General features: G+C 50.6%; 19 protein-coding genes and 2 pseudogenes. 4 read left to right on the top strand and 17 right to left on the bottom strand.

The features are described from left to right. Window positions 1-78: 78 nt before the first annotated feature. The 11 genes from MADE_RS05195 to MADE_RS05145 form a co-directional block, all read right to left on the bottom strand. Entirely contained in the window at window positions 79-825 is a 747-nt protein-coding gene (locus tag MADE_RS05195; protein ID WP_201767779.1) for a sterol desaturase family protein, read from the bottom strand. Window positions 826-893: 68 nt separating this feature from the next. Further along, the gene (locus MADE_RS05190) at window positions 894-2195 is read right to left on the bottom strand and encodes a Glu/Leu/Phe/Val family dehydrogenase (protein WP_008295685.1); all 1302 of its coding nucleotides are present in this window, start codon (window positions 2193-2195) and stop codon (window positions 894-896) included. Window positions 2196-2283: 88 nt separating this feature from the next. Beyond that, a complete protein-coding gene (locus tag MADE_RS05185; RefSeq protein ID WP_008295684.1) occupies window positions 2284-2679 on the bottom strand; it encodes a group III truncated hemoglobin in 396 nt (131 codons plus the stop codon). Next, entirely contained in the window at window positions 2655-2909 is a 255-nt protein-coding gene (locus MADE_RS20140) for a transposase (protein ID WP_008295683.1), read from the bottom strand. The genes MADE_RS05185 and MADE_RS20140 overlap by 25 nt, the downstream gene beginning before the upstream one ends. A 78-nt stretch (window positions 2910-2987) precedes the next feature. Continuing rightward, on the bottom strand, window positions 2988-3440 hold the full coding sequence (locus tag MADE_RS05175; protein ID WP_012517609.1) for a DoxX family protein: 453 nt from the start codon (window positions 3438-3440) through the stop codon (window positions 2988-2990). 95 nt (window positions 3441-3535) lie between these two features. Continuing rightward, entirely contained in the window at window positions 3536-3766 is a 231-nt protein-coding gene (merE, locus tag MADE_RS05170) for a broad-spectrum mercury transporter MerE (RefSeq protein ID WP_008295681.1), read from the bottom strand. A 77-nt stretch (window positions 3767-3843) separates the two neighbouring features. Further along, on the bottom strand, window positions 3844-4266 hold the full coding sequence (locus MADE_RS19960; protein ID WP_012517608.1) for a MerR family transcriptional regulator: 423 nt from the start codon (window positions 4264-4266) through the stop codon (window positions 3844-3846). Next, window positions 4256-4891, bottom strand: a complete 636-nt coding sequence (gene merB, locus MADE_RS05160; RefSeq protein ID WP_023559548.1) for an organomercurial lyase MerB — start codon at window positions 4889-4891, stop codon at window positions 4256-4258. Before merB (MADE_RS05160) ends, MADE_RS19960 begins: the two co-directional genes overlap by 11 nt. A 13-nt stretch (window positions 4892-4904) precedes the next feature. Continuing rightward, on the bottom strand, window positions 4905-6308 hold the full coding sequence (gene merA, locus MADE_RS05155) for a mercury(II) reductase (RefSeq protein ID WP_023559547.1): 1404 nt from the start codon (window positions 6306-6308) through the stop codon (window positions 4905-4907). Window positions 6309-6456: 148 nt separating this feature from the next. Continuing rightward, window positions 6457-6852 (bottom strand): Hg(II)-responsive transcriptional regulator, encoded by a 396-nt coding sequence (gene merR, locus MADE_RS05150; protein WP_012517605.1) that lies wholly within the window; start codon window positions 6850-6852, stop codon window positions 6457-6459. Window positions 6853-6987: 135 nt separating this feature from the next. Continuing rightward, window positions 6988-7998: a site-specific integrase gene (locus MADE_RS05145; protein WP_012517604.1), complete on the bottom strand. Its 1011-nt coding sequence runs from the start codon at window positions 7996-7998 to the stop codon at window positions 6988-6990. A 205-nt stretch (window positions 7999-8203) separates the two neighbouring features. Here MADE_RS05145 and MADE_RS05140 point away from each other — a divergent pair, with 205 nt between their 5' ends. From MADE_RS05140 to MADE_RS05135, 3 genes and pseudogenes are all read left to right on the top strand, one after another. Then, window positions 8204-9253, top strand: a complete 1050-nt coding sequence (locus MADE_RS05140) for a DNA-binding protein (RefSeq protein WP_012517603.1) — start codon at window positions 8204-8206, stop codon at window positions 9251-9253. Window positions 9254-9346: 93 nt separating this feature from the next. Beyond that, complete coding sequence (locus MADE_RS20135) at window positions 9347-9493, top strand: MerR family DNA-binding protein (RefSeq protein WP_470207099.1); 147 nt, start codon at window positions 9347-9349, stop codon at window positions 9491-9493. A gap of 129 nt (window positions 9494-9622) precedes the next feature. Beyond that, window positions 9623-12601: pseudogene (locus MADE_RS05135) on the top strand (Tn3-like element ISShfr9 family transposase). 223 nt (window positions 12602-12824) lie between these two features. On the opposite strand, the gene merR (MADE_RS05125) reads toward MADE_RS05135, so the two are convergent. The 5 genes from merR (MADE_RS05125) to MADE_RS05105 all read right to left on the bottom strand — a co-directional run bounded on the left by merR (MADE_RS05125) (window position 12825) and on the right by MADE_RS05105 (window position 15414). Then, complete coding sequence (merR, locus tag MADE_RS05125; RefSeq protein ID WP_012517601.1) at window positions 12825-13211, bottom strand: Hg(II)-responsive transcriptional regulator; 387 nt, start codon at window positions 13209-13211, stop codon at window positions 12825-12827. 296 nt (window positions 13212-13507) lie between these two features. Next, window positions 13508-13909, bottom strand: a complete 402-nt coding sequence (hisI, locus tag MADE_RS05120) for a phosphoribosyl-AMP cyclohydrolase (RefSeq protein WP_007106064.1) — start codon at window positions 13907-13909, stop codon at window positions 13508-13510. A 99-nt stretch (window positions 13910-14008) separates the two neighbouring features. Further along, window positions 14009-14356, bottom strand: a complete 348-nt coding sequence (locus MADE_RS05115) for a mercuric transporter MerT family protein (protein ID WP_007106065.1) — start codon at window positions 14354-14356, stop codon at window positions 14009-14011. A gap of 364 nt (window positions 14357-14720) precedes the next feature. Beyond that, window positions 14721-15047 (bottom strand): heavy-metal-associated domain-containing protein, encoded by a 327-nt coding sequence (locus MADE_RS05110; protein WP_012517600.1) that lies wholly within the window; start codon window positions 15045-15047, stop codon window positions 14721-14723. 13 nt (window positions 15048-15060) lie between these two features. Beyond that, window positions 15061-15414 (bottom strand): mercuric transporter MerT family protein, encoded by a 354-nt coding sequence (locus tag MADE_RS05105; RefSeq protein ID WP_007106067.1) that lies wholly within the window; start codon window positions 15412-15414, stop codon window positions 15061-15063. A gap of 205 nt (window positions 15415-15619) precedes the next feature. Between MADE_RS05105 and merB (MADE_RS05100) the strand changes: the two genes are divergently transcribed. After that, the gene (gene merB, locus MADE_RS05100; protein WP_012517599.1) at window positions 15620-16252 is read left to right on the top strand and encodes an organomercurial lyase MerB; all 633 of its coding nucleotides are present in this window, start codon (window positions 15620-15622) and stop codon (window positions 16250-16252) included. On the opposite strand, the pseudogene MADE_RS05090 reads toward merB (MADE_RS05100), so the two are convergent. Beyond that, window positions 16246-17964 (bottom strand): annotated as a pseudogene (locus tag MADE_RS05090) (DUF4158 domain-containing protein); the annotation flags it as partial. The gene merB (MADE_RS05100) and the pseudogene MADE_RS05090 sit on opposite strands and share 7 nt — an antisense overlap. Window positions 17965-17977 lie beyond the last annotated feature (13 nt).

Here is a 17977-nt window from a genome sequence, read left to right as displayed (position 1 = left end):
ATATTTCGGCCCTTTTAAGGGACCTCTCTGGCCGAATAAAAGATCAATAATTCCTGAAAATCCTATTGCCCATTACAATCAAGGCCGTCGGTGGGTCCGACGAAATGGCTGAATCAGCATCTGATCCAACCGGAGGTCCTGCGGCTCGCGAAAATCCTCGATGCCGATGATCATTCCAATATGGCCAGCGGCAGGCTGATCGCGATAGGTGCCAAAAAGCCGGTCCCACCAAGGCAAATTAAAACCAAAGTTGCTATTTGTCTCTTCAGGAACAATCGAATGGTGCACGCGGTGCATTTCCGGCGTAACAACCACCGGTCTCAACTTTTGCTCCAGTCCTTGAGGCAATCGTACGTTTCCGTGGTTGAACATTGAGGTCGCATTGAGAATCACCTCGAAAATCAGTACCGCGATCGCAGGTGCTCCCAGCGCAACCACGACGGAGATTTTAATGACCATGGAAAGCACAATTTCCAGAGGATGGAAACGCAGGCCCGTCGTTACGTCAAATTCCAGATCCGCGTGGTGCATACGATGCAAGCGCCAGAGCCAGGGCACGGCATGAAAGATGCGATGCTGAAAGTAGATTGCGAGATCAAGCGCGATCGTCCCCAGAAGGACCGACAACCAAACTGGCAGATTGGCCAGATTTAACAGTCCCCACGCCTGCTCATTCGCCATCACCGCCGCTCCGACGGCGGCCACGGGAAACAATAGCCGAACCACCAGGGTATCCACCACGACCATCAAGAGGTTATGTGGCCACCGTTGCCGGCGAGTGTAGCGCTGGTCGCGACGTGGCGCGGCGGCTTCGGCAAGTATCATGACACACAGAATGCCCGTGAAGACCCCGAGCCGTATGACCACCTCATTACCGAGCACGACTTTACCGTCTATCCTTGATGATGGTTGAAATAGCCCTGAGTGCCTTGTTGGGTCATGGCCTCGGCGATGCGGCCGATGGCCTGTGTATAGGCCGCAGTCCGCAGCGTTATGTTATCTTCCTCCGCCCGGTCGAAACAGGCGGCGGCCTCGCGGGCCAGGCGTTCGGTGAGGCGCCGATTGACTTCGTCTTCGGACCAGGTATCACCGATGCGATTCTGCACCCATTCCAGATGGCTGACGATCACACCGCCGGCATTGACCAATACATCCGGTAGCACTTCGACGCCGCGTTTGGCTAGTTGATCATCGGCCTCATTACTGACGGGCCCGTTGGCGATTTCCAGGATCGTGGCGGCGTTCACGGTCGCGGCATTTTGCTCGGTGACGGCGTCCTCCAGTGCGGCTAGTACCAGTACATCGACATCCATCGCCAGCAGCTCGTCGTTGGTCAGTTGCTCGACGTCGGCTTCCTGGCAGATCGATTCATCACAGTAAACCATGCCCTTGAGCTCCCGGTTTTTGTGTTTATGGCGCCAGATCGGGTCTGGATCAAGTCCGTCAGCGGCATGAATGGCACCCTGGGAATCCGACAGCGCGACGATCCGATAGCCGCGCTCGCGGGCCAGTCGGGCGAAGTGATAACCGGCATTGCCGAAACCCTGGACCGCCACACGGAGTTCTTCAGGGGTTTTGCCGCGGCGCTCGGCCCACAGATCAAGCACCTGCAGCGCGCCACGTCCGGTGGCCGCGGTGCGTCCCCTGGAACCGCCCAGCCCTAAAGGCTTGCCGGTGATGGTGGCCGGTACCTGACGGCGTTCGATCTGGGCAAATTCGTCGGCCATCCAGCCCATGATGGTGTCGTTGGTGTTGACGTCCGGTGCCGGGATGTCACTGTTCGGCCCGATAAGGTCATGAAAAGCGCGGATATAGCCACGCGACAGACGTTCCAGTTCCAGTCGGGAGAGCGCCTTGGGATCGACCCGAACACCACCTTTGGCACCGCCGAATGGCAGGTCCACCACGGCGCACTTGATGGTCATCCAGAAGCTCAGCGCAGTGACTTCTTCCGAGCTCACGTCCGGATGGAAACGGATGCCCCCTTTGCCCGGCCCACGCGTGTCGTCGTAACGAATGCGCCAGGCCGGAAAGAATTGCAAGGCGCCGTCGTCCATGCGGATCGGGATGTTGATTTGTACGGTTTGCTGCGCCTGGGCCAGACGCCTGCGAACGTCCTCAGGGACGTCAAGTTGGTCAAAAATCCCGTTCAGGTGACCGTCGTCACCGAAGCTTTGGTCGTTGGAATGACTCATGGTTGTGACTCCTTATCGAACCCGAAAAAGTGTTTTGCGATGTCTTATGATTCAGCTTCCCGATGCAAGTGGGTTGTGCGATCGTCCGTTACGTGCTGATAGGTGAACGTGTAAGTCGCACAAGATTCCCCGCGATCCGTGTTGCTAATGTCTTGGCGCGGTCTGCGCTCGGCCCTGTAAAATCTGCGTTCACGGTCTCCCGAAACAGCTCCAGCCAGCGCTCAAAGTCATCTAGCTGCAAAGGGTGTTGCTCGTGCAACGCCAAGTGGCGGGCGACCATGTTGCTCTGGTAGCCGTCGCGTTCGCCGAGCAGCAGCTTGCACCAATAGGCGCGGATACACGGCAGGTGCGTTCTGAGGTCAATTTCTGCCACATCCAAGAACAGCGGACGCAGGCGATCATCGGCCAGGACCTTCCGGTAGAAGGCGTCCAGCATTTCGGCGATAGCCTCGGGCGAGTCTAGATCGCGCGGCGTTGACTGCATTTCAAGATCGGATCGCTCAGGTTATAGAACAATGGCATACAATGAACGCGCAGCATGGAAGACAACGGGACAGGAGGCCGTCCGTCCTGACCTTTTGGGTAATAATGCGCTACGTTCTTCTCCAGCTGTTTCCAGGGAATCAACGTGTCCATTCGTTCGAGAAAGATTTCGCGGCGAATTTTGCTCTTCTTGGTCTGGTACTCGGCTTCGGAGAGGGTTAACTGGTTCATGGCGGCAACGATCCTATGCGGTTGACGAGAGCTATATTATCGCCTATGTCGAACACTTCAATCAGAGTCTTCAGAGTTTTAAACACCCTTACTCTGTTTTCTCCAATTGTCTATGGAGTACAGACCTCCGCCAGTAATTATTAACACCATGTTTATCCCGAATAATGGAATATCTTTCATAAGCAAATGTGCATGAGGAGAAGTAATGCCATGCATCGCAGCGATATTCCAAACACCGACAATAATCATAATAATCATTAATGCTTGTGCTATTGAAGCAAGTCTTGTGAACAGGCCTAAGAGAAGCATTACTCCAGTTATTATTTCGGCTATTGCCAGAATAAAGATGAAATGCGCCGGACTCATGGGTAGCAAATCAATTACCCAGCTTTTACTCACCATCGCAACTCTCGGTTCAGGATAAATTAGCTTGGGAACGATGCCCATCCAAACCCACAATAGGCCAACAATGACCCGGAGTATAAGTGGTATGTATTTCTCTTTACTTAACAGTTGATTGTCGAAATTCATTTAGTTTTCTCCAGCTATTATGTAAATGTAAACTCGCGTGATTAGCATCTGACATACAGTGGGCCGCGATCCATACCGGATACGACACCGGACCGTTACTTGCTGAAGGCCCTTAGTAGTCGGCTCAGCGACAGCACGAACAGGCCGGTCAGCGCGATACCCACGATTACCCAGTGCTCCCCGAGAAAAGCGCCGGCGCTCGTGCCAGCCAGCACGATGGCGAGAATCGGCAAATGACAGGGGCAACTGAGCACGGCCAATATCCCCCACAAGTAACCATTGCGCGACCGGGATACTTCTGTCGGTTCGCGCTCATTGTTCGTCATAAACCACCTCCAATGCATTGAAGAGTTACGACTCCCTGCAAAAGCCCAATTCGGCCACTGTCCGGTGCCACCTCAACTTACGGCCCTTTGAGAGCGCTCAACTTCACTCCATGCGCCGCCTTGGTGAGTGCCTGGGTGCAGCGATTCAGTGCGGCTCGTTTAACAGCAATTGTGTGTTGAATTTGCCGTTCGACGGCTCGACACTGCCCTTTATCCCCGTTGTCGAGCGCCTGTATAAATTCGGCAATCTCGGGGAGACCGAGACCGGCTTCACGACAGGAGCGGATCAACGCCAACCGTTGCAGGCAGCCGTCATCGAACAAGCGAGAGCCCCCCTGAGTGGTGCCACAGGCGTACACCAATCGCATGTCCAGATAAGTCCGGATCTGATGCACTGACAGGCCGCAGAGACGGGCCGCTTCGGAAATGACACAGCCTTCTTTTTGCGCCCCCGGCCCACCTTCAAGGTTGGGGTTTACCATTCGGGTATTAGCTCCCATGTTGGTCACTCCTTGCCCTGTTGAGTATAAGGTGCGCAATCCGCTGCCCCAGTTCGAAACCTTCCTGAACACTCACCATGTGCACATGCATTTTATCCCGCCCCCAGGCCTCCCCGGCCTGCCGTGAAGCAAAGAAATGGACGTCGCAACAAAACGCACTTCGAATGTCTCCCGCTGCGGCCACCGAGACTAAAGAGACGACCGCGTCCTCCGGCTCAAGCGAAACCACTCCCTGTGGCGTAACCGTCAAGGTGACCGGGTTGTTCGTCTGCGGGCAACGCGATTGCACCTGCGCCCGTTCGCCGATGACAGCTGGAAACATCAAGGCATCCAGTGCACACCAGGTATAAAGTGGCCGATCGTTGACAACAAATGCATGCGGGGTTTCTCGCAGTGTGATGCCGGAGCCGATCAGCCGTCCCTGGCCGTCGTACTCGATGGTCCCGCAGGGCAGTTTTTCCAGCACCAACTCTGCCTCATCAGTCGTCCAGTTGAGCGACTTCGCGAGCCGCTCAACAGTGACCGGTTGTCCCAGGGCAAGCTCGCGCAACAGCGTCACATGAAGCGCGGCTTCCCTTTCGCCGGTCAGACCCAGCCGTTCCACGATCTCATCCATGTTATACATTGGCGGCACCGTCTTATCCCGCACAGCACGACAATTGCTTCACGTCCTTGGTGAAGGTTTGGGCACAGAGCTTGAGCCCCTCCACCATGGTCAGGTACGGGAACAGCTCATCGGCAATGTCGTTCACGGTCATACGCGCACGCAGCGCCATGACGGCCGTCTGGATCAGCTCACCGGCTTCGCCCGCGACGGACTGGACACCCAGCAATCGTCCGCTGCCACGCTCAGCGACCATCTTGATGAAGCCCCCGGCATCGAAGTTAACCAGGGCCCGGGGCACGTTATCGAGGGTCAGGGTGCGGCTGTCGGTGTCGTATCCCTGAGCCTGGGCCTCCGCCTCGGACAGACCGACGGTGGCCACTTGTGGATCGGTAAAGATCACCTCGGGCATGGCGCTGAGGTCGAGGCTGGCGTCACCGCCGGTCATGTTAATGGCGGCCCGACTACCACCGGCGGCAGCCACGTAGACGAACTGGGGTTGATCGGTGCAGTCCCCGGCTGCATAAATGCCGGACGCGGTCGTTTGCAGGTGGTTGTCGATCCGGATCGCGCCGCGCTCGGTAGCCACGCCGACGGCCTCCAGGTTCAGGTTCTCGGTATTGGGTGTGCGGCCACTGGCCACCAGCAGTTGCTCCGCCTCCAGGGTGCCGGCGTTGGTTTGGAGGGTGAACACCCGGCCATTGTGGGTAATCTCACTGGCCTGGGTCTGCTTGAGCACCTCGATGCCCTCGCGACGGAAGGCCGCTTCCACGGCTTCACCCACCGCCGGGTCTTCCTGAGACAGCACCCGGCTGCGGGCCAGAATGGTGACCCGACTGCCAAGGCGGGCAAAGGCCTGAGCCAGCTCTATGGCCACCACCGAGGCACCAATCACAACGAGGCGCTCGGGAATGTGATCCAGCTCCAGCGCACTGGTGGACGTGAGATAGGGCGTCTCGGATAGCCCCGGAACAGGCGGTTCGGCGGGCCGGGCACCGGTGCCGATAAAGGCCCGGTCGAAGTGCACCGTCTGCTCGCCGCCGTCGTTGAGCGTAACCGTCAGTGTGCGCTCGTCCACGAACCGCGCCTCGCCCTTGAGGACGGTAATCGCGGCATTGTCGTTGAGAATGCTCTGGTACTTGGACTCGCGCAGCTCCTCCACCCGGGCCTGTTGCTGAGCCAGAAGGGCTGAACGATTCACCGCCGGTGCCTGGGCACTCAGTCCGTCGTCAAACGGGCTTTCCCGGCGAAGGTGGGCGATATGCGCCGACCGGATCATGATTTTGGACGGTACGCAACCAATGTTGACGCAGGTTCCGCCGATGGTGCCGCGCTCAATCAGCGTCACCCGGGCACCGCGCTCCGTCGCTTTCAGGGCCGCAGCCATGGCACTGCCACCGCTGCCAATCACCGCAATGTGCAGGTTGTTGTCACTCATAAACGTTACTCCTAGGTTCATTGGTAAATGGTATGCAAGATGCCTCCACTGTTGCGCATCAACAATTGGGCGAGCGTTGCATATCGTAAAGCTTAAACGCCGTACCAATGTACGGAGTCAAGTGGAATTTTATTATCGGTCGATCTGATCAGGGTTGTAGGGAATCGATGATGGGGCAATGGCTGTCGTCGTCATTGCTTTGGCATTGCGCTAATAACGCCTTTAACGCCTTTAACGCCTTTTCCAAACGCCGTAAATCGGCCATTTTTTCTTTCACGGCGATGAGCTTGAGCTCGGCTAGATCCTGCACTTGGCTGCAGGGGTAATCATTCAGGCTTAACAGGTTGGAGATCTCATCCAAGGTAAAACCAAGCTCTTGCGCACGCTTGATAAAGCGGATGCGATTAACCGTCTCTTCTGGATAATGACGATAACCAGTATCCGGTTTGGGTGGTTGTGTGATTAACCCCCGGCGCTCATAAAAACGAACCGTCTCGACATTTATATTGAGTGCTTTGGCCAATTTGCTGATCGTTCTGTTCATTCGTGCTCTATTATTCCTCGTGACTAAGGTTGCAATTCGTTTGAGAAACCCTGTTCAACATGCTGATTAGTGGAAAGGGTAGAATATAGTAAACTCTGTACTAAGATACGGAGTCAAGTGGAGGGTCTGATTCGCTTAGCTATCAGTTGAAATCATCGCTGCCATCTTTTCCATAAGTATCAAAGAGGCATTTTCGGACAATTGCTGTCCTTCTTCGATGTATTCCCACACGGTGGCATCGCTTTTCCAGCCACCTTGCTTTTTGATCAGTTCAAAGTCTATACGCTCGCGAGCTGCTGAGGTGGACAAACCTCGACGAAAGCTATGGCTGCTTAGATCCGGCACAAAATCGAAGCGACAGGCTTTGCCCAAAGACTTGAGCAAGTCGTTAATCGCGCCCGGATTTAGTTGTCTTGCTTGAACCTGGTCCCATCGGTTTACTGGTCGAAAGAGTGGCCCTTCGTCAATGCCTGCCGTTTCCATCCACACTTTAACTGCCGTCGCAGCACAGCAGCTTTGCTCACCAAAGGGTAAAGCTCGTATCAAACCCATCGCCTGTTGGTCAGTTTTGGAACGGGGTAACTTGATGATCAGCCCCTCCGGTTCCCACACCAGATCACTAACCTGCACTTTGACCAGTTCACTGCGGCGAAAGGCACCGAAAAAGCCAGTCAACACCAATGCAATATCTCTACATTTCTTTTTACAGTCTGGCAAATGCCTCAGGTGATCCACCATCTGCGCAATGTGCGACAGGCGCAGTGCCTTGGCTTTGCGTTTGGGCAGGCCATGGGTACGTCGAATGCCCTCCATTGTTTTTCGAACGAGCGGATCTTTCACCGGGTCAATGATGCCCTGGTAGTGGTGCCACTGGCTGATAGCCGTCAAATGGAGATCCAGGGTTCGAGAGTTGTGCGACTCCGCACGGGCCAGCAGATAACGAATTAGCGTATCCCGATCCGTGGGCAGACGCCCACCCCATTTTTCAAACTGTCGGATGGCCGACCGATACGCCTTGCGGGTGTTGTCGGAGGTGGCTGCCTGGAGGTAATGACGCAGCGCTTCGGAGTCCTGGCGGGCAATCTGACCTGGCTCATCATTACGTAACGATAAGTCAGTAGCTAATTTGGTCGGTTTATTGATCATGTATCGGATTCCTACCGGAGTCGCTCAAAAGGCGGCTATGTACCGGCGTTACAAGTGGAAAAATTCTGTCTGACTATTATAACCAACGATAATACTCATTATCGAGGGTTAATAATTGCAATTCAAGTGCAGTTGAATTTCACATATATAATGTTATATTACGTGATACGTAATACGTTATTAAATAATCTATGAGGAATTCACCATGGCCCGTGCCGGTGTCACTTACCACGACGTTGCCAAAGCCGCTGAGGCCATCAAAAGTCAGCGCCAAGAACCTACTGTAGACCGGGTGCGTGAACATCTCGGCACCGGCAGCAAAAGCACCATCGCGCCACTGCTCAAACGTTGGCGATCCGATAACGGAGAGGCGGTCGATACCGGCGGGTTACCGAACGATTTGATCGAAGTGGTAAAGTCACTGCATGAGCGGGTACAACAAATGGCCGACCATCGTATCGAGCAGGTCCGTCAGGAATTTGAAGGTTTCAATAAAGCGCTTCGCAAAGAGTTGTCCGATGCCAAAAACACCATCGTGCAGCTAACTGCCCGACAGCAAGACCTTGATAGCCAGATTGAGCGGCAAAACAAAGAAAAAGGTGAGACAGAAAAGTCTCTGGAAGATGTCCGTATTAGCCTGGTTAAAGCCGAGTCCCAACGAGACGAAGCGATTGCGAGGACCACTGAACTGAAGGAAAGCGTTGCTGAACTCAAGCAGGAAAACAAGGATATTCGAGAACACTTTGAACACTATCAGCAGCGCACAGCGGAAGACCGTCAGCAGGAGCGCGAACAGTTTCGTACAGTTACTCAGGGATTAAAAGACCAGGTTCGGGATCTGCAACACCGGCTCACCCAGGCCGAGTTCAAAGCGTCCGAGTTATTTGATGCCAATGCTCAGTTACAAAGTGACGCTGGTAAACTTGAACAGGCCAATGCAACGCTAAACAGGGAGCTAAACGGAAAGATAGAGGATATTCAAAATCTGAAGCGTGATCTTGAAGATGCCTTAACGAAGTGCCGGGATTTTCAGCATAAAAATGAACAACTGGCGGAAAACGCGGCAGTGATTACCACTCAGAAAGCAGATGTCGATAAGCAAGTGGCTGTGTTAACTCAAGCATTGGAGACCACCAAAGCCGAACTAAAAGTCTGTCAGGACAAAATTGCATTTCTGACTGACGAGAACAAGGTAATACTTCAGGAAAAGGCGATGATCCTGGGACAGTTCAAACAACTACAGGGCTCGCTGTGATCGCGTTAGAGCCAAACTTGTCAAATTTGTCGGTTCTTCCACAGGCCCCCTGACAAACCCTATGGAAGCATCCGCCATTACGACGATCAGGCGTTGGCGCGTCTTCAGTTCATTCGAACGGCCCAATGGTTGGGCTTCAGCCTGGATGAAATCGGAGGACTGCTAACACTGCAAGACGGCACCCATTGCGATGAAGCACGGGTACTGGGCGAGCAGAAGCTCGCCAGTGTGGGGTTCTAGGGATTTTCCCCTCTAAAAAGACTTAATCCTCTGTAGACCACACCAATAAATGGCTGCGGAGGTGGGTTACTACTTATAAGTGTGGCAAATTAGGTAAATATCGTACATTTAATACGGAACAGCCCTGATATGGCCATCAAAAACGAAATTACTATTCTCACGAGAGCAGAACAGGCAGATCTTTATTCCCCACCCATTTTTTCAATCGAAGAACAACGTCTGTACTTTTCTCTGAACGATGCGGAATTGGCAGTTTTTCGGTCAATTCGTCTCAGAGCTCATAGATGTTACTTTGTCGCGATTTTGGGATACTTCAAATCAAAGCCCGTCATCCTAGATATCGCTTACTCGCAGGTTTCTAAGGATTTAATGTTCATCAGTAAAGAGCTGCTTGGCGGCAAGGGGCTCAGACCATTCACTCCCTCACAAAAACAAAAAGATCGACTCTACGCAAAAGTATTAGACCTTGCTGGTTATCACAAATGGGACGAAAGTCAGCACTTCAATTCTCTTTTCGACCACCTTGTTCAGGTGGGCAATGCCTGGCTGGAGCCGCGTTACCTCTTTGATACTGCTATTGAATTCCTAACCAGTCACAGCATTGCTATCCCTAGGTACACCGTACTCCAGAGACTGATAAGCAGAGCGATGCAGCAGGTCAGAAAAGACCTGGCGCACCAACTTAATCAACTCACCAGTCCTGAACTTCACGTCTTTCTGGACAGCATAACAGCCATTGATGACGGACTAAGCCTGAACCAGCTCAGAGGCGGTGCAAAAAGTCTGACCGTACCTGAACTTAAAAAAGAGCTTGCCCTTTATCATCAGTTAGCGCCATGGCGCACGCAAATCAATGGCGTTATCGATGGGCTTAATCTGTCTCTTAAAAATCGACAACACTTCGGTGAGCTCATCAACTATTACGGTAGTAAACTCAAACGATTCAAACGCGCACAGCAGCATCTATGGTTGCTATGTCACCTGACAGAGCGGATACAACTGGCACTGGAACGGTTAACTGATGGGTTCATTTACCATATCCGCAAGCAACAAGAAGCTGCCAACACCTTTGCACAACAAGCAGTGTTCCTGTCCTGGCAGTCAGCCGCGGACAATGTCACGAAAGCGGCAGAGTTACTGCATCTGTTTGTGGATGAGAACATTGATGATAATCAACCCTTCTCAGTAGTCAGACAACAGGCATTGAAGGTCATGAATGACAGGGATATCCAGACCCTCTGCCTTTACCTGAAAAAACAGAAACGGACCGTGGAAGAGTACCAGTGGCAACATTACGATGAACAATGCAATCTCCTGGAGCAACTGTTAAGGCAGGTGTTTTTGTGCCTTGAATGTGAGGCCGGTAAAGGCTCAGAAGCCGTCGTCGCCCAACTTCAACAGATGCAGACGGAAATCGCATTCGGTGGACCACTGAAGACGATGGATACGTCGCTCATCCCGAAAAAGCACCTCCCATGGTTGGTTAAACAGGATAACGTTAACCCGCAACGTTACGAATGGCTGCTCTACCGGCAGTTAACCTCACGACTGAATGGACGCATTTATTTGCCAAATGTTACCAAATACCGCGCACTGGAAGACGACCTGATCCCCCAGACATCGCAGGATACCTTGCTGGCCTCATCAACACTGGACAGACTAAAACAGCCCGCAGAGTTATTGTTACAGGAGAAACAACACCGGCTGGAAAGTGCACTCAAAGACGTTGCTCTCCATATTGATGAGGGAGACAATCGAAATGTGATCATGAAAAATCGTACCGGTACCCGCTGGCGTCTGCCGACCAAAAGCGCTACATCTCTGGTCAACAATCCCTTTTTTAAGCGAATGCAACCGGTCGGTATCGCGGATGTACTGCGGTATGTAGAGCGCGAAACCGGGTTCATGAAATGTCTGACTCATGTACTTCCGATACAAAAACAAGGGTTCACTCATCAGGATGATTTACTGGCCATTCTGATTGCCAACGCCACTCACCGTGGTGTGTATGGCATGGCGCAGATCTCCGATCGAAGCTATGAACACCTGAGTACGGTGCAGGCCAACTATATCCGGCCTGAAACGCTGCATGACGCCAGCGACGTGATCAATAATGCGGTTGCAGCGCTACCCATCTTCCGCCACTACCATATTCAGGAGGACCAGCTGCATGCCAGTGCGGATGGTCAGAAATTCGAAACCCATCTGGAAACCTTTAAAACCCGGTACTCCTCTAAGTATTTCGGCACCAACAAAGGGATCACGGCCATGACACTGGTGGCCAACCACAGCGCCCTCAATGCTCGGATCATCGGTTCCAACGAGCACGAATCACACTATATTTATGACCTGTTACAATCCAACAGCAGTGAAATCAAACCTGACGTACTCTCGACAGATACACACGGTGTCAATCATGTTAACTTCGCCTTACTGGATCTATGCGGTTACAGTTTTGCACCGCGATACGCGCAGTTCAGTAGTGTCATCAATGATCTGTTTGACGTAACTGAAAATGAACACGGCGGCACCAACCTTGCCCTGAAAAAGCCCATCAGGACGAATGTCATCGAAACGGGATGGCAGGATATTAGGCGCATTGTTCTGTCACTTCAGACAAAGTGAACGACACAGGCAATGCTGGTAAGAAAGTTGTCTGGTTACCCTTCTGGACACCCAATATTACAGGCTCTGACGGAGTATAATCGACTGGTTAAAGCGCAATATTTACTTGACTACATCGACGATGCCAGTTTGCGGCAGTATGTGCAACGTGCCCTGAACCGGGGAGAAGCATGGCACTTCCTTAGACGAGCCATTGCGTCGGTGAATGGTGATCAGTTCCGTGGCAAAAACGAGTCTGAAATCGCTATCTGGAATGAATGCGCAAGATTGCTTGCCAACGCGATCATCTACTTCAACTCCGCGATACTGAGTCATCTTCTGGGACACTTTGAAGCGAGAGGAGATGAAGAGAAAGCGGGTATCACTCGTGCTGTTTCGCCCGTTGCGTGGCAAAATATCAACTTAAGCGGAACGTATAACTTCACTAATACTGGGAAATTGCCCAATATTGGCGAAATAACAAGGCCGATAGTGGATGATTAGGCTCCAAGCTGAAAGTAAACCACCTCCGCAGCCATTTATTGGTGTGGTCTACAGAGGATTATGTCTTTTTAGAGGGGAAAATCCCTAGAACCCCAATAAGTGGTAGGTTAGTTTCTTTTTTTGACACTGCTTACTCCTCGTATTAGTTGTCGATTGAATAAGTCTATGAGCCGTACCAATGTACGGAGTCAAGCGTTATTTGTGACAAAATAAGAAAAAGTCACTAGGGTTGTAGGGAGTCGATAATAGGACAATAACTATCATCGTCATTGCTATTACATTGTGTTAATAACTCCATTAGCGCACTTTCTAACCGTTTCAGGTCTGCCATCTTTTCTTTGACGGTGCTCAACTTATATTCTGCAAGCTCTTGAACCTGTCCACATGGGTGATCATTCAAACTCAAGAGGTTGGCAATTTCATCTAGCGTAAATCCAAGCACTTGTGCGCGTTTGATAAAGCGAATTCGACTCACTGTGTCATCGGGATAGTGGCGGTATCCCACTTCGGGTTTAGTCGGTTGCAGAATTAAGCCTCTACGCTCATAAAATCGAACTGTTTCAACGTTTATATCGAGCTCTTTGGCAACTTTGCTGATACTTCGTGTCATTTTTCACCTCCTCTTTTCACAAACGGTACCTATGAGCTATTTTTACACCCACAAAAATCTTGGATGGTATTATTGTCGACAATTGACCTCCCACTATATAGCTTAGTCCTTGTTAACCGGTATTTGAAAGAGAAAACTAGGCAGGTGTTAGTTAGACCGATATCTGTTTTCCCTCAATGAAAAGTACTAAATTCTGGGGCTTCTGATTAGTTAGGAAAATTATTGGTTGTTCCAATGATGCTCAATGTGAGCTATCACCACATTAAAAGTGACTAAATTAAACCCTGTAGGGCTTACTACTCGATCAGTGTCACCTTATCTTCCCAAAACCTTAGATAGAAACAGCTATGGCGCCTTGTATGGCATGCAAACCCAACTTGGCTTACTTCGGCGAGAAGAACATCGCCATCGCAATCGGCTGCAATGGATTTCACGGTTTGCGAGTGGCCAGAGCTGCTACCTTTTCGCCACAAGCCTTGTCTTGAACGTGACCAGTAGCACATTTTCCCTGTTCTCAGTGTTTCATCTAAAGACTCTTTGCTCATCCAGGCAAACATAAGTACCTTCATTGACTTCTCATCTTGAGCAATCACAGGAATGAGCCCATCGGCATCAAAGTTTAGCTCTGCTATCACCTTGTCTAAGGAATAGCTCGTACCAGCCACATCGTTTTCAATGGATTTAAACCAGTGTTTCATACTACTTACTCGTGTGCGTTCTTAAAAGTGGCCAGCAAGAGAAGTTGCGCGAGTATCTCTCTCGGCTCTCAAAGTACATTGCTTGCTGTGCAATTTTTATTAGGCAAGCAAGACAACCCAATAGTTACTAGTCACTAACACTATGGCAAATAATACGGTTAACCAAAAAATATACTGTCGACGCTTGCGAACTTGAGGCACGGCACATGCATCACCTGGGTTGCAATCCTCAACAGGGCGATAGACTTTCCATCCTGCAAAACCAAGTAATAATATAACGAACAGGATAAAGATGGGCCGGTATGGTTCAAAGAACGTTAGACTGCCAATCCAGGAACCACTGACACCCAGCATGAGTAAAATGAGTGGTCCTGCACAGCAAATGCCTGCGCCTACGGCAGCAATAAATCCGCCAATAAGTGGTAGACTTGTTTCTTTTTGGGACATAACTTACTCCTCGAGTGTTAGTTGATGGAGAAAGTCTAAATGCCGTACTAATGTACGCTGTCAAGTGTTTTGGTGATTGGGGTTCAAGTTAGTACTGTGAAGGGAACGAGGAACAAATTGCTTCTAGCTGAGATTATATTATTACAAATAAAGACTTCAAGTGCCTTTGTAATGCGTTTGAAGTCTTCTGCTTTGGACGGTGCTACTGCCGGCAGAATTTTATTACCCATACTCACGTGGCAAGAAATTCAAATTCATAAGTCATGCAAATGTACACATCGACCTAAAATGCCGAGGTTGCTTTAATAGAGATCATGAAAAAAGCAATGCCTCTCTTAACCTTCCTATTTTCACGGAACTCCTATTATTTTGATACGACCGAGGGGTAGCCTACATTTGTTGTCGCTTTGGTTAGCTGTTCAATACTGACACTATTCTCATGATAGACAACCTTCGCCGTTTTATGGTCAAAATTCACGTCGGCATCTATTACGCCCTCTAAATTGGTTAATGACTTTTTCACTGTAATTGGGCACATGGCACAGGTCATATTTTCAACCGCTAATGTTGCAGTTCTAACGTCCGTACTAACACTTTCCTCTGCCTGAGCGGCATTGAAAGACGTCCCAAGAAGAACGGCAAATATAAAAATATTAAGGTACCGTACGAAATCAGTCGTTATCTTCATCATAAAAATCTCCAAGTTAAGTGATAATAAATTCTGCATAGTAGGGGAAAGTCAGCAACAGCATAATTAGTACTGACACGACCCAAAAAATAATACGTTGATTCCGCTGTACTCTCGGAATTGCACATAGCTCACCTTCATTACATTGACGTGGTGCGATATATAGTTTTCTGAACGTCCACACTAACAAACCAAGCGTTATCAAAATAAATATAGGTCGTACGGGCTCAAACGCAGTCAAGGTACTCGCCCAGCTTCCACCAACACCTAACGTCAGCAAAACCAATGGGCCAACACAACAAACTGAAGCGCCTATTGCAGTTAGACTGGCTACCAAAAGTGACTTTTTGGATTCACTGCGTTGTATCATAAATAGAATTCCATCGTTATTTCCTTCAGTAAGATTGGTACAGCTTTGTAGGTTCTTAGTCAATTATTTGGGTTGAAAGTTCACTGCCAGAGTGACCTTTTTCTATTTTAATGCTCTGGGATACTTGACTCAGTACCGTGGTACCGAGTTTATATTCACGCACGTTTGTAACAATCAAACTTAACCATTCTTAAAGGAAATTAGTATGAAAATTAGTATGAAACATACCCGCTACCTCACCAAGATTGCAGAAAGTCTGACGCCAGCCAATCAGCCCCAAGGCTTCGGGGAACTGTTCGTCGTGCTGCTGCGTGAGCTTGCCAAGGGGCGTCCAGTTTCACGAACGACGCTTGCCAAGTCTCTCGACTGGCCTGCTCAGCAAGTGAATGCGGTACTCGAACGGACGACTAGTACCGAGTACGATAGTGATGGGAATATTGTTGGTTATGTCCTCACCTTGCGCGAGACTTCGCATATCTTTGAGATTGACGGCCGCCGTCTATACGCTTGGTGCGCACTGGACACTCTGATGCTTCCGGCCCTCATCGGCCAGACGGCGCGCGTGACGTCGCATTGCGCTGCAACCGGGGCGCCAGTTTCCCTCACGGTTTCGCCGAACGAAATCCGGGATATCGCACCGACCGACGCCGCAGTGTCGTTGGTACTGCCGCAGGAAACAGCGGACATTCGTCGGTCATTCTGTTGCCACGTCCATTTCTTTGCATCGGCCGTGACGGCGAAAGATTGGGCCTCCAAGCATGAAGGAGTGGAGATCGTAAGCGTCCAAGATGGCTTCCGCTTGGGCCAAGAGCTTAATCGACATCTGCTGCAGATATAGTTGGCCTGCACCGTACTCAGGTGTTCATAGCTTCGATCGGAGATCTGCGCCATGCCATACACACCACGGTGAGTGGCGTTGGCAATCAGAATGGCCAGTAAATCATCCTGATGAGTGAACCCTTGTTTTTGTATCGGAAGTACATGAGTCAGACATTTCATGAACCCGGTTTCGCGCTCTACATACCGCAGTACATCCGCGATACCGACCGGTTGCATTCGCTTAAAAAAGGGATTGTTGACCAGAGATGTAGCGCTTTTGGTCGGCAGACGCCAGCGGGTACCGGTACGATTTTTCATGATCACATTTCGATTGTCTCCCTCATCAATATGGAGAGCAACGTCTTTGAGTGCACTTTCCAGCCGGTGTTGTTTCTCCTGTAACAATAACTCTGCGGGCTGTTTTAGTCTGTCCAGTGTTGATGAGGCAGCAAGGTATCCTGCGATGTCTGGGGATCAGTCGTCTCAGTGCGCGTATTAGTACATTTGCAATAATGCGTCATCAGTCGTGAAATAAATGCGTCCATTCAGTCGTGGGTTTANCTGCNGNTAGAGCAGCCATTCGTAACGTTGCGGGTTAACGTTATCCTGTTTAACCAACCATGGGAGGTGCTTTTTCGGGATGAGCGACGTATCCATCGTCTTCAGTGGTCCACCGAATGCGATTTCCGTCTGCATCTGTTGAAGTTGGGCGACGACGGCTTCTGAGCCTTTACCGGCCTCACATTCAAGGCACAAAAACACCTGCCTTAACAGTTGCTCCAGGAGATTGCATTGTTCATCGTAATGTTGCCACTGGTACTCTTCCACGGTCCGTTTCTGTTTTTTCAGGTAAAGGCAGAGCGTCTGGATATCCCTGTCATTCATGACCTTCAATGCCTGTTGTCTGACTACTGAGAAGGGTTGATTATCATCAATGTTCTCATCCACAAACAGATGCAGTAACTCTGCCGCTTTTGTGACATTGTCCGCGGCTGACTGCCAGGACAGGAACACTGCTTGTTGTGCAAAGGTGTTGGCAGCTTCTTGTTGCTTGCGGATATGGTAAATGAACCCATCAGTTAACCGTTCCAGTGCCAGTTGTATCCGCTCTGTCAGGTGACATAGCAACCATAGATGCTGCTGTGCGCGTTTGAATCGTTTGAGTTTACTGCCGTAATAGTTGATGAGCTCACCGAAGTGTTGTCGATTTTTAAGAGACAGATTAAGCCCATCGATAACGCCATTGATTTGCGTGCGCCATGGCGCTAACTGATGATAAAGGGCAAGCTCTTTTTTAAGTTCAGGTACGGTCAGACTTTTTGCACCGCCTCTGAGCTGGTTCAGGCTTAGTCCGTCATCAATGGCTGTTATGCTGTCCAGAAAGACGTGAAGTTCAGGACTGGTGAGTTGATTAAGTTGGTGCGCCAGGTCTTTTCTGACCTGCTGCATCGCTCTGCTTATCAGTCTCTGGAGTACGGTGTACCTAGGGATAGCAATGCTGTGACTGGTTAGGAATTCAATAGCAGTATCAAAGAGGTAACGCGGCTCCAGCCAGGCATTGCCCACCTGAACAAGGTGGTCGAAAAGAGAATTGAAGTGCTGACTTTCGTCCCATTTGTGATAACCAGCAAGGTCTAATACTTTTGCGTAGAGTCGATCTTTTTGTTTTTGTGAGGGAGTGAATGGTCTGAGCCCCTTGCCGCCAAGCAGCTCTTTACTGTAAGCGATCAATATAGACCGTTGT

It is taken from the genome of Alteromonas mediterranea DE, assembly GCF_000020585.3.
GTDB classification, from domain to species: Bacteria; Pseudomonadota; Gammaproteobacteria; order Enterobacterales; family Alteromonadaceae; genus Alteromonas; species Alteromonas mediterranea.
The sequence above is the reverse complement of the archived record's forward strand: the minus strand, read 5'-3'. Positions and strand labels throughout refer to the sequence as shown.

What these genes read in the sequence shown, in the direction of transcription:
- merB (WP_023559548.1), bottom strand. Translation starts at nt 4,891, where the DNA reads ATGTATAACATGGATGAGATCGTGGAACGGCTGGGTCTGACCGGCGAA.
- MADE_RS05110 (WP_012517600.1), bottom strand. Translation starts at nt 15,047, where the DNA reads ATGATGAAGATAACGACTGATTTCGTACGGTACCTTAATATTTTTATA.
- MADE_RS20140 (WP_008295683.1), bottom strand. Translation starts at nt 2,909, where the DNA reads ATGAACCAGTTAACCCTCTCCGAAGCCGAGTACCAGACCAAGAAGAGC.
- merR (WP_012517605.1), bottom strand. Translation starts at nt 6,852, where the DNA reads ATGAACAGAACGATCAGCAAATTGGCCAAAGCACTCAATATAAATGTC.
- MADE_RS05185 (WP_008295684.1), bottom strand. Translation starts at nt 2,679, where the DNA reads ATGCAGTCAACGCCGCGCGATCTAGACTCGCCCGAGGCTATCGCCGAA.
- MADE_RS05140 (WP_012517603.1), top strand. Translation starts at nt 8,204, where the DNA reads ATGGCCCGTGCCGGTGTCACTTACCACGACGTTGCCAAAGCCGCTGAG.
- MADE_RS19960 (WP_012517608.1), bottom strand. Translation starts at nt 4,266, where the DNA reads ATGGGAGCTAATACCCGAATGGTAAACCCCAACCTTGAAGGTGGGCCG.
- merB (WP_012517599.1), top strand. Translation starts at nt 15,620, where the DNA reads ATGAAAATTAGTATGAAACATACCCGCTACCTCACCAAGATTGCAGAA.
- MADE_RS05190 (WP_008295685.1), bottom strand. Translation starts at nt 2,195, where the DNA reads ATGAGTCATTCCAACGACCAAAGCTTCGGTGACGACGGTCACCTGAAC.
- MADE_RS05115 (WP_007106065.1), bottom strand. Translation starts at nt 14,356, where the DNA reads ATGTCCCAAAAAGAAACAAGTCTACCACTTATTGGCGGATTTATTGCT.
- MADE_RS05195 (WP_201767779.1), bottom strand. Translation starts at nt 825, where the DNA reads ATGATACTTGCCGAAGCCGCCGCGCCACGTCGCGACCAGCGCTACACT.
- hisI (WP_007106064.1), bottom strand. Translation starts at nt 13,909, where the DNA reads ATGAAACACTGGTTTAAATCCATTGAAAACGATGTGGCTGGTACGAGC.
- MADE_RS05145 (WP_012517604.1), bottom strand. Translation starts at nt 7,998, where the DNA reads ATGATCAATAAACCGACCAAATTAGCTACTGACTTATCGTTACGTAAT.
- merR (WP_012517601.1), bottom strand. Translation starts at nt 13,211, where the DNA reads ATGACACGAAGTATCAGCAAAGTTGCCAAAGAGCTCGATATAAACGTT.
- MADE_RS05175 (WP_012517609.1), bottom strand. Translation starts at nt 3,440, where the DNA reads ATGAATTTCGACAATCAACTGTTAAGTAAAGAGAAATACATACCACTT.
- merA (WP_023559547.1), bottom strand. Translation starts at nt 6,308, where the DNA reads ATGAGTGACAACAACCTGCACATTGCGGTGATTGGCAGCGGTGGCAGT.
- merE (WP_008295681.1), bottom strand. Translation starts at nt 3,766, where the DNA reads ATGACGAACAATGAGCGCGAACCGACAGAAGTATCCCGGTCGCGCAAT.
- MADE_RS05105 (WP_007106067.1), bottom strand. Translation starts at nt 15,414, where the DNA reads ATGATACAACGCAGTGAATCCAAAAAGTCACTTTTGGTAGCCAGTCTA.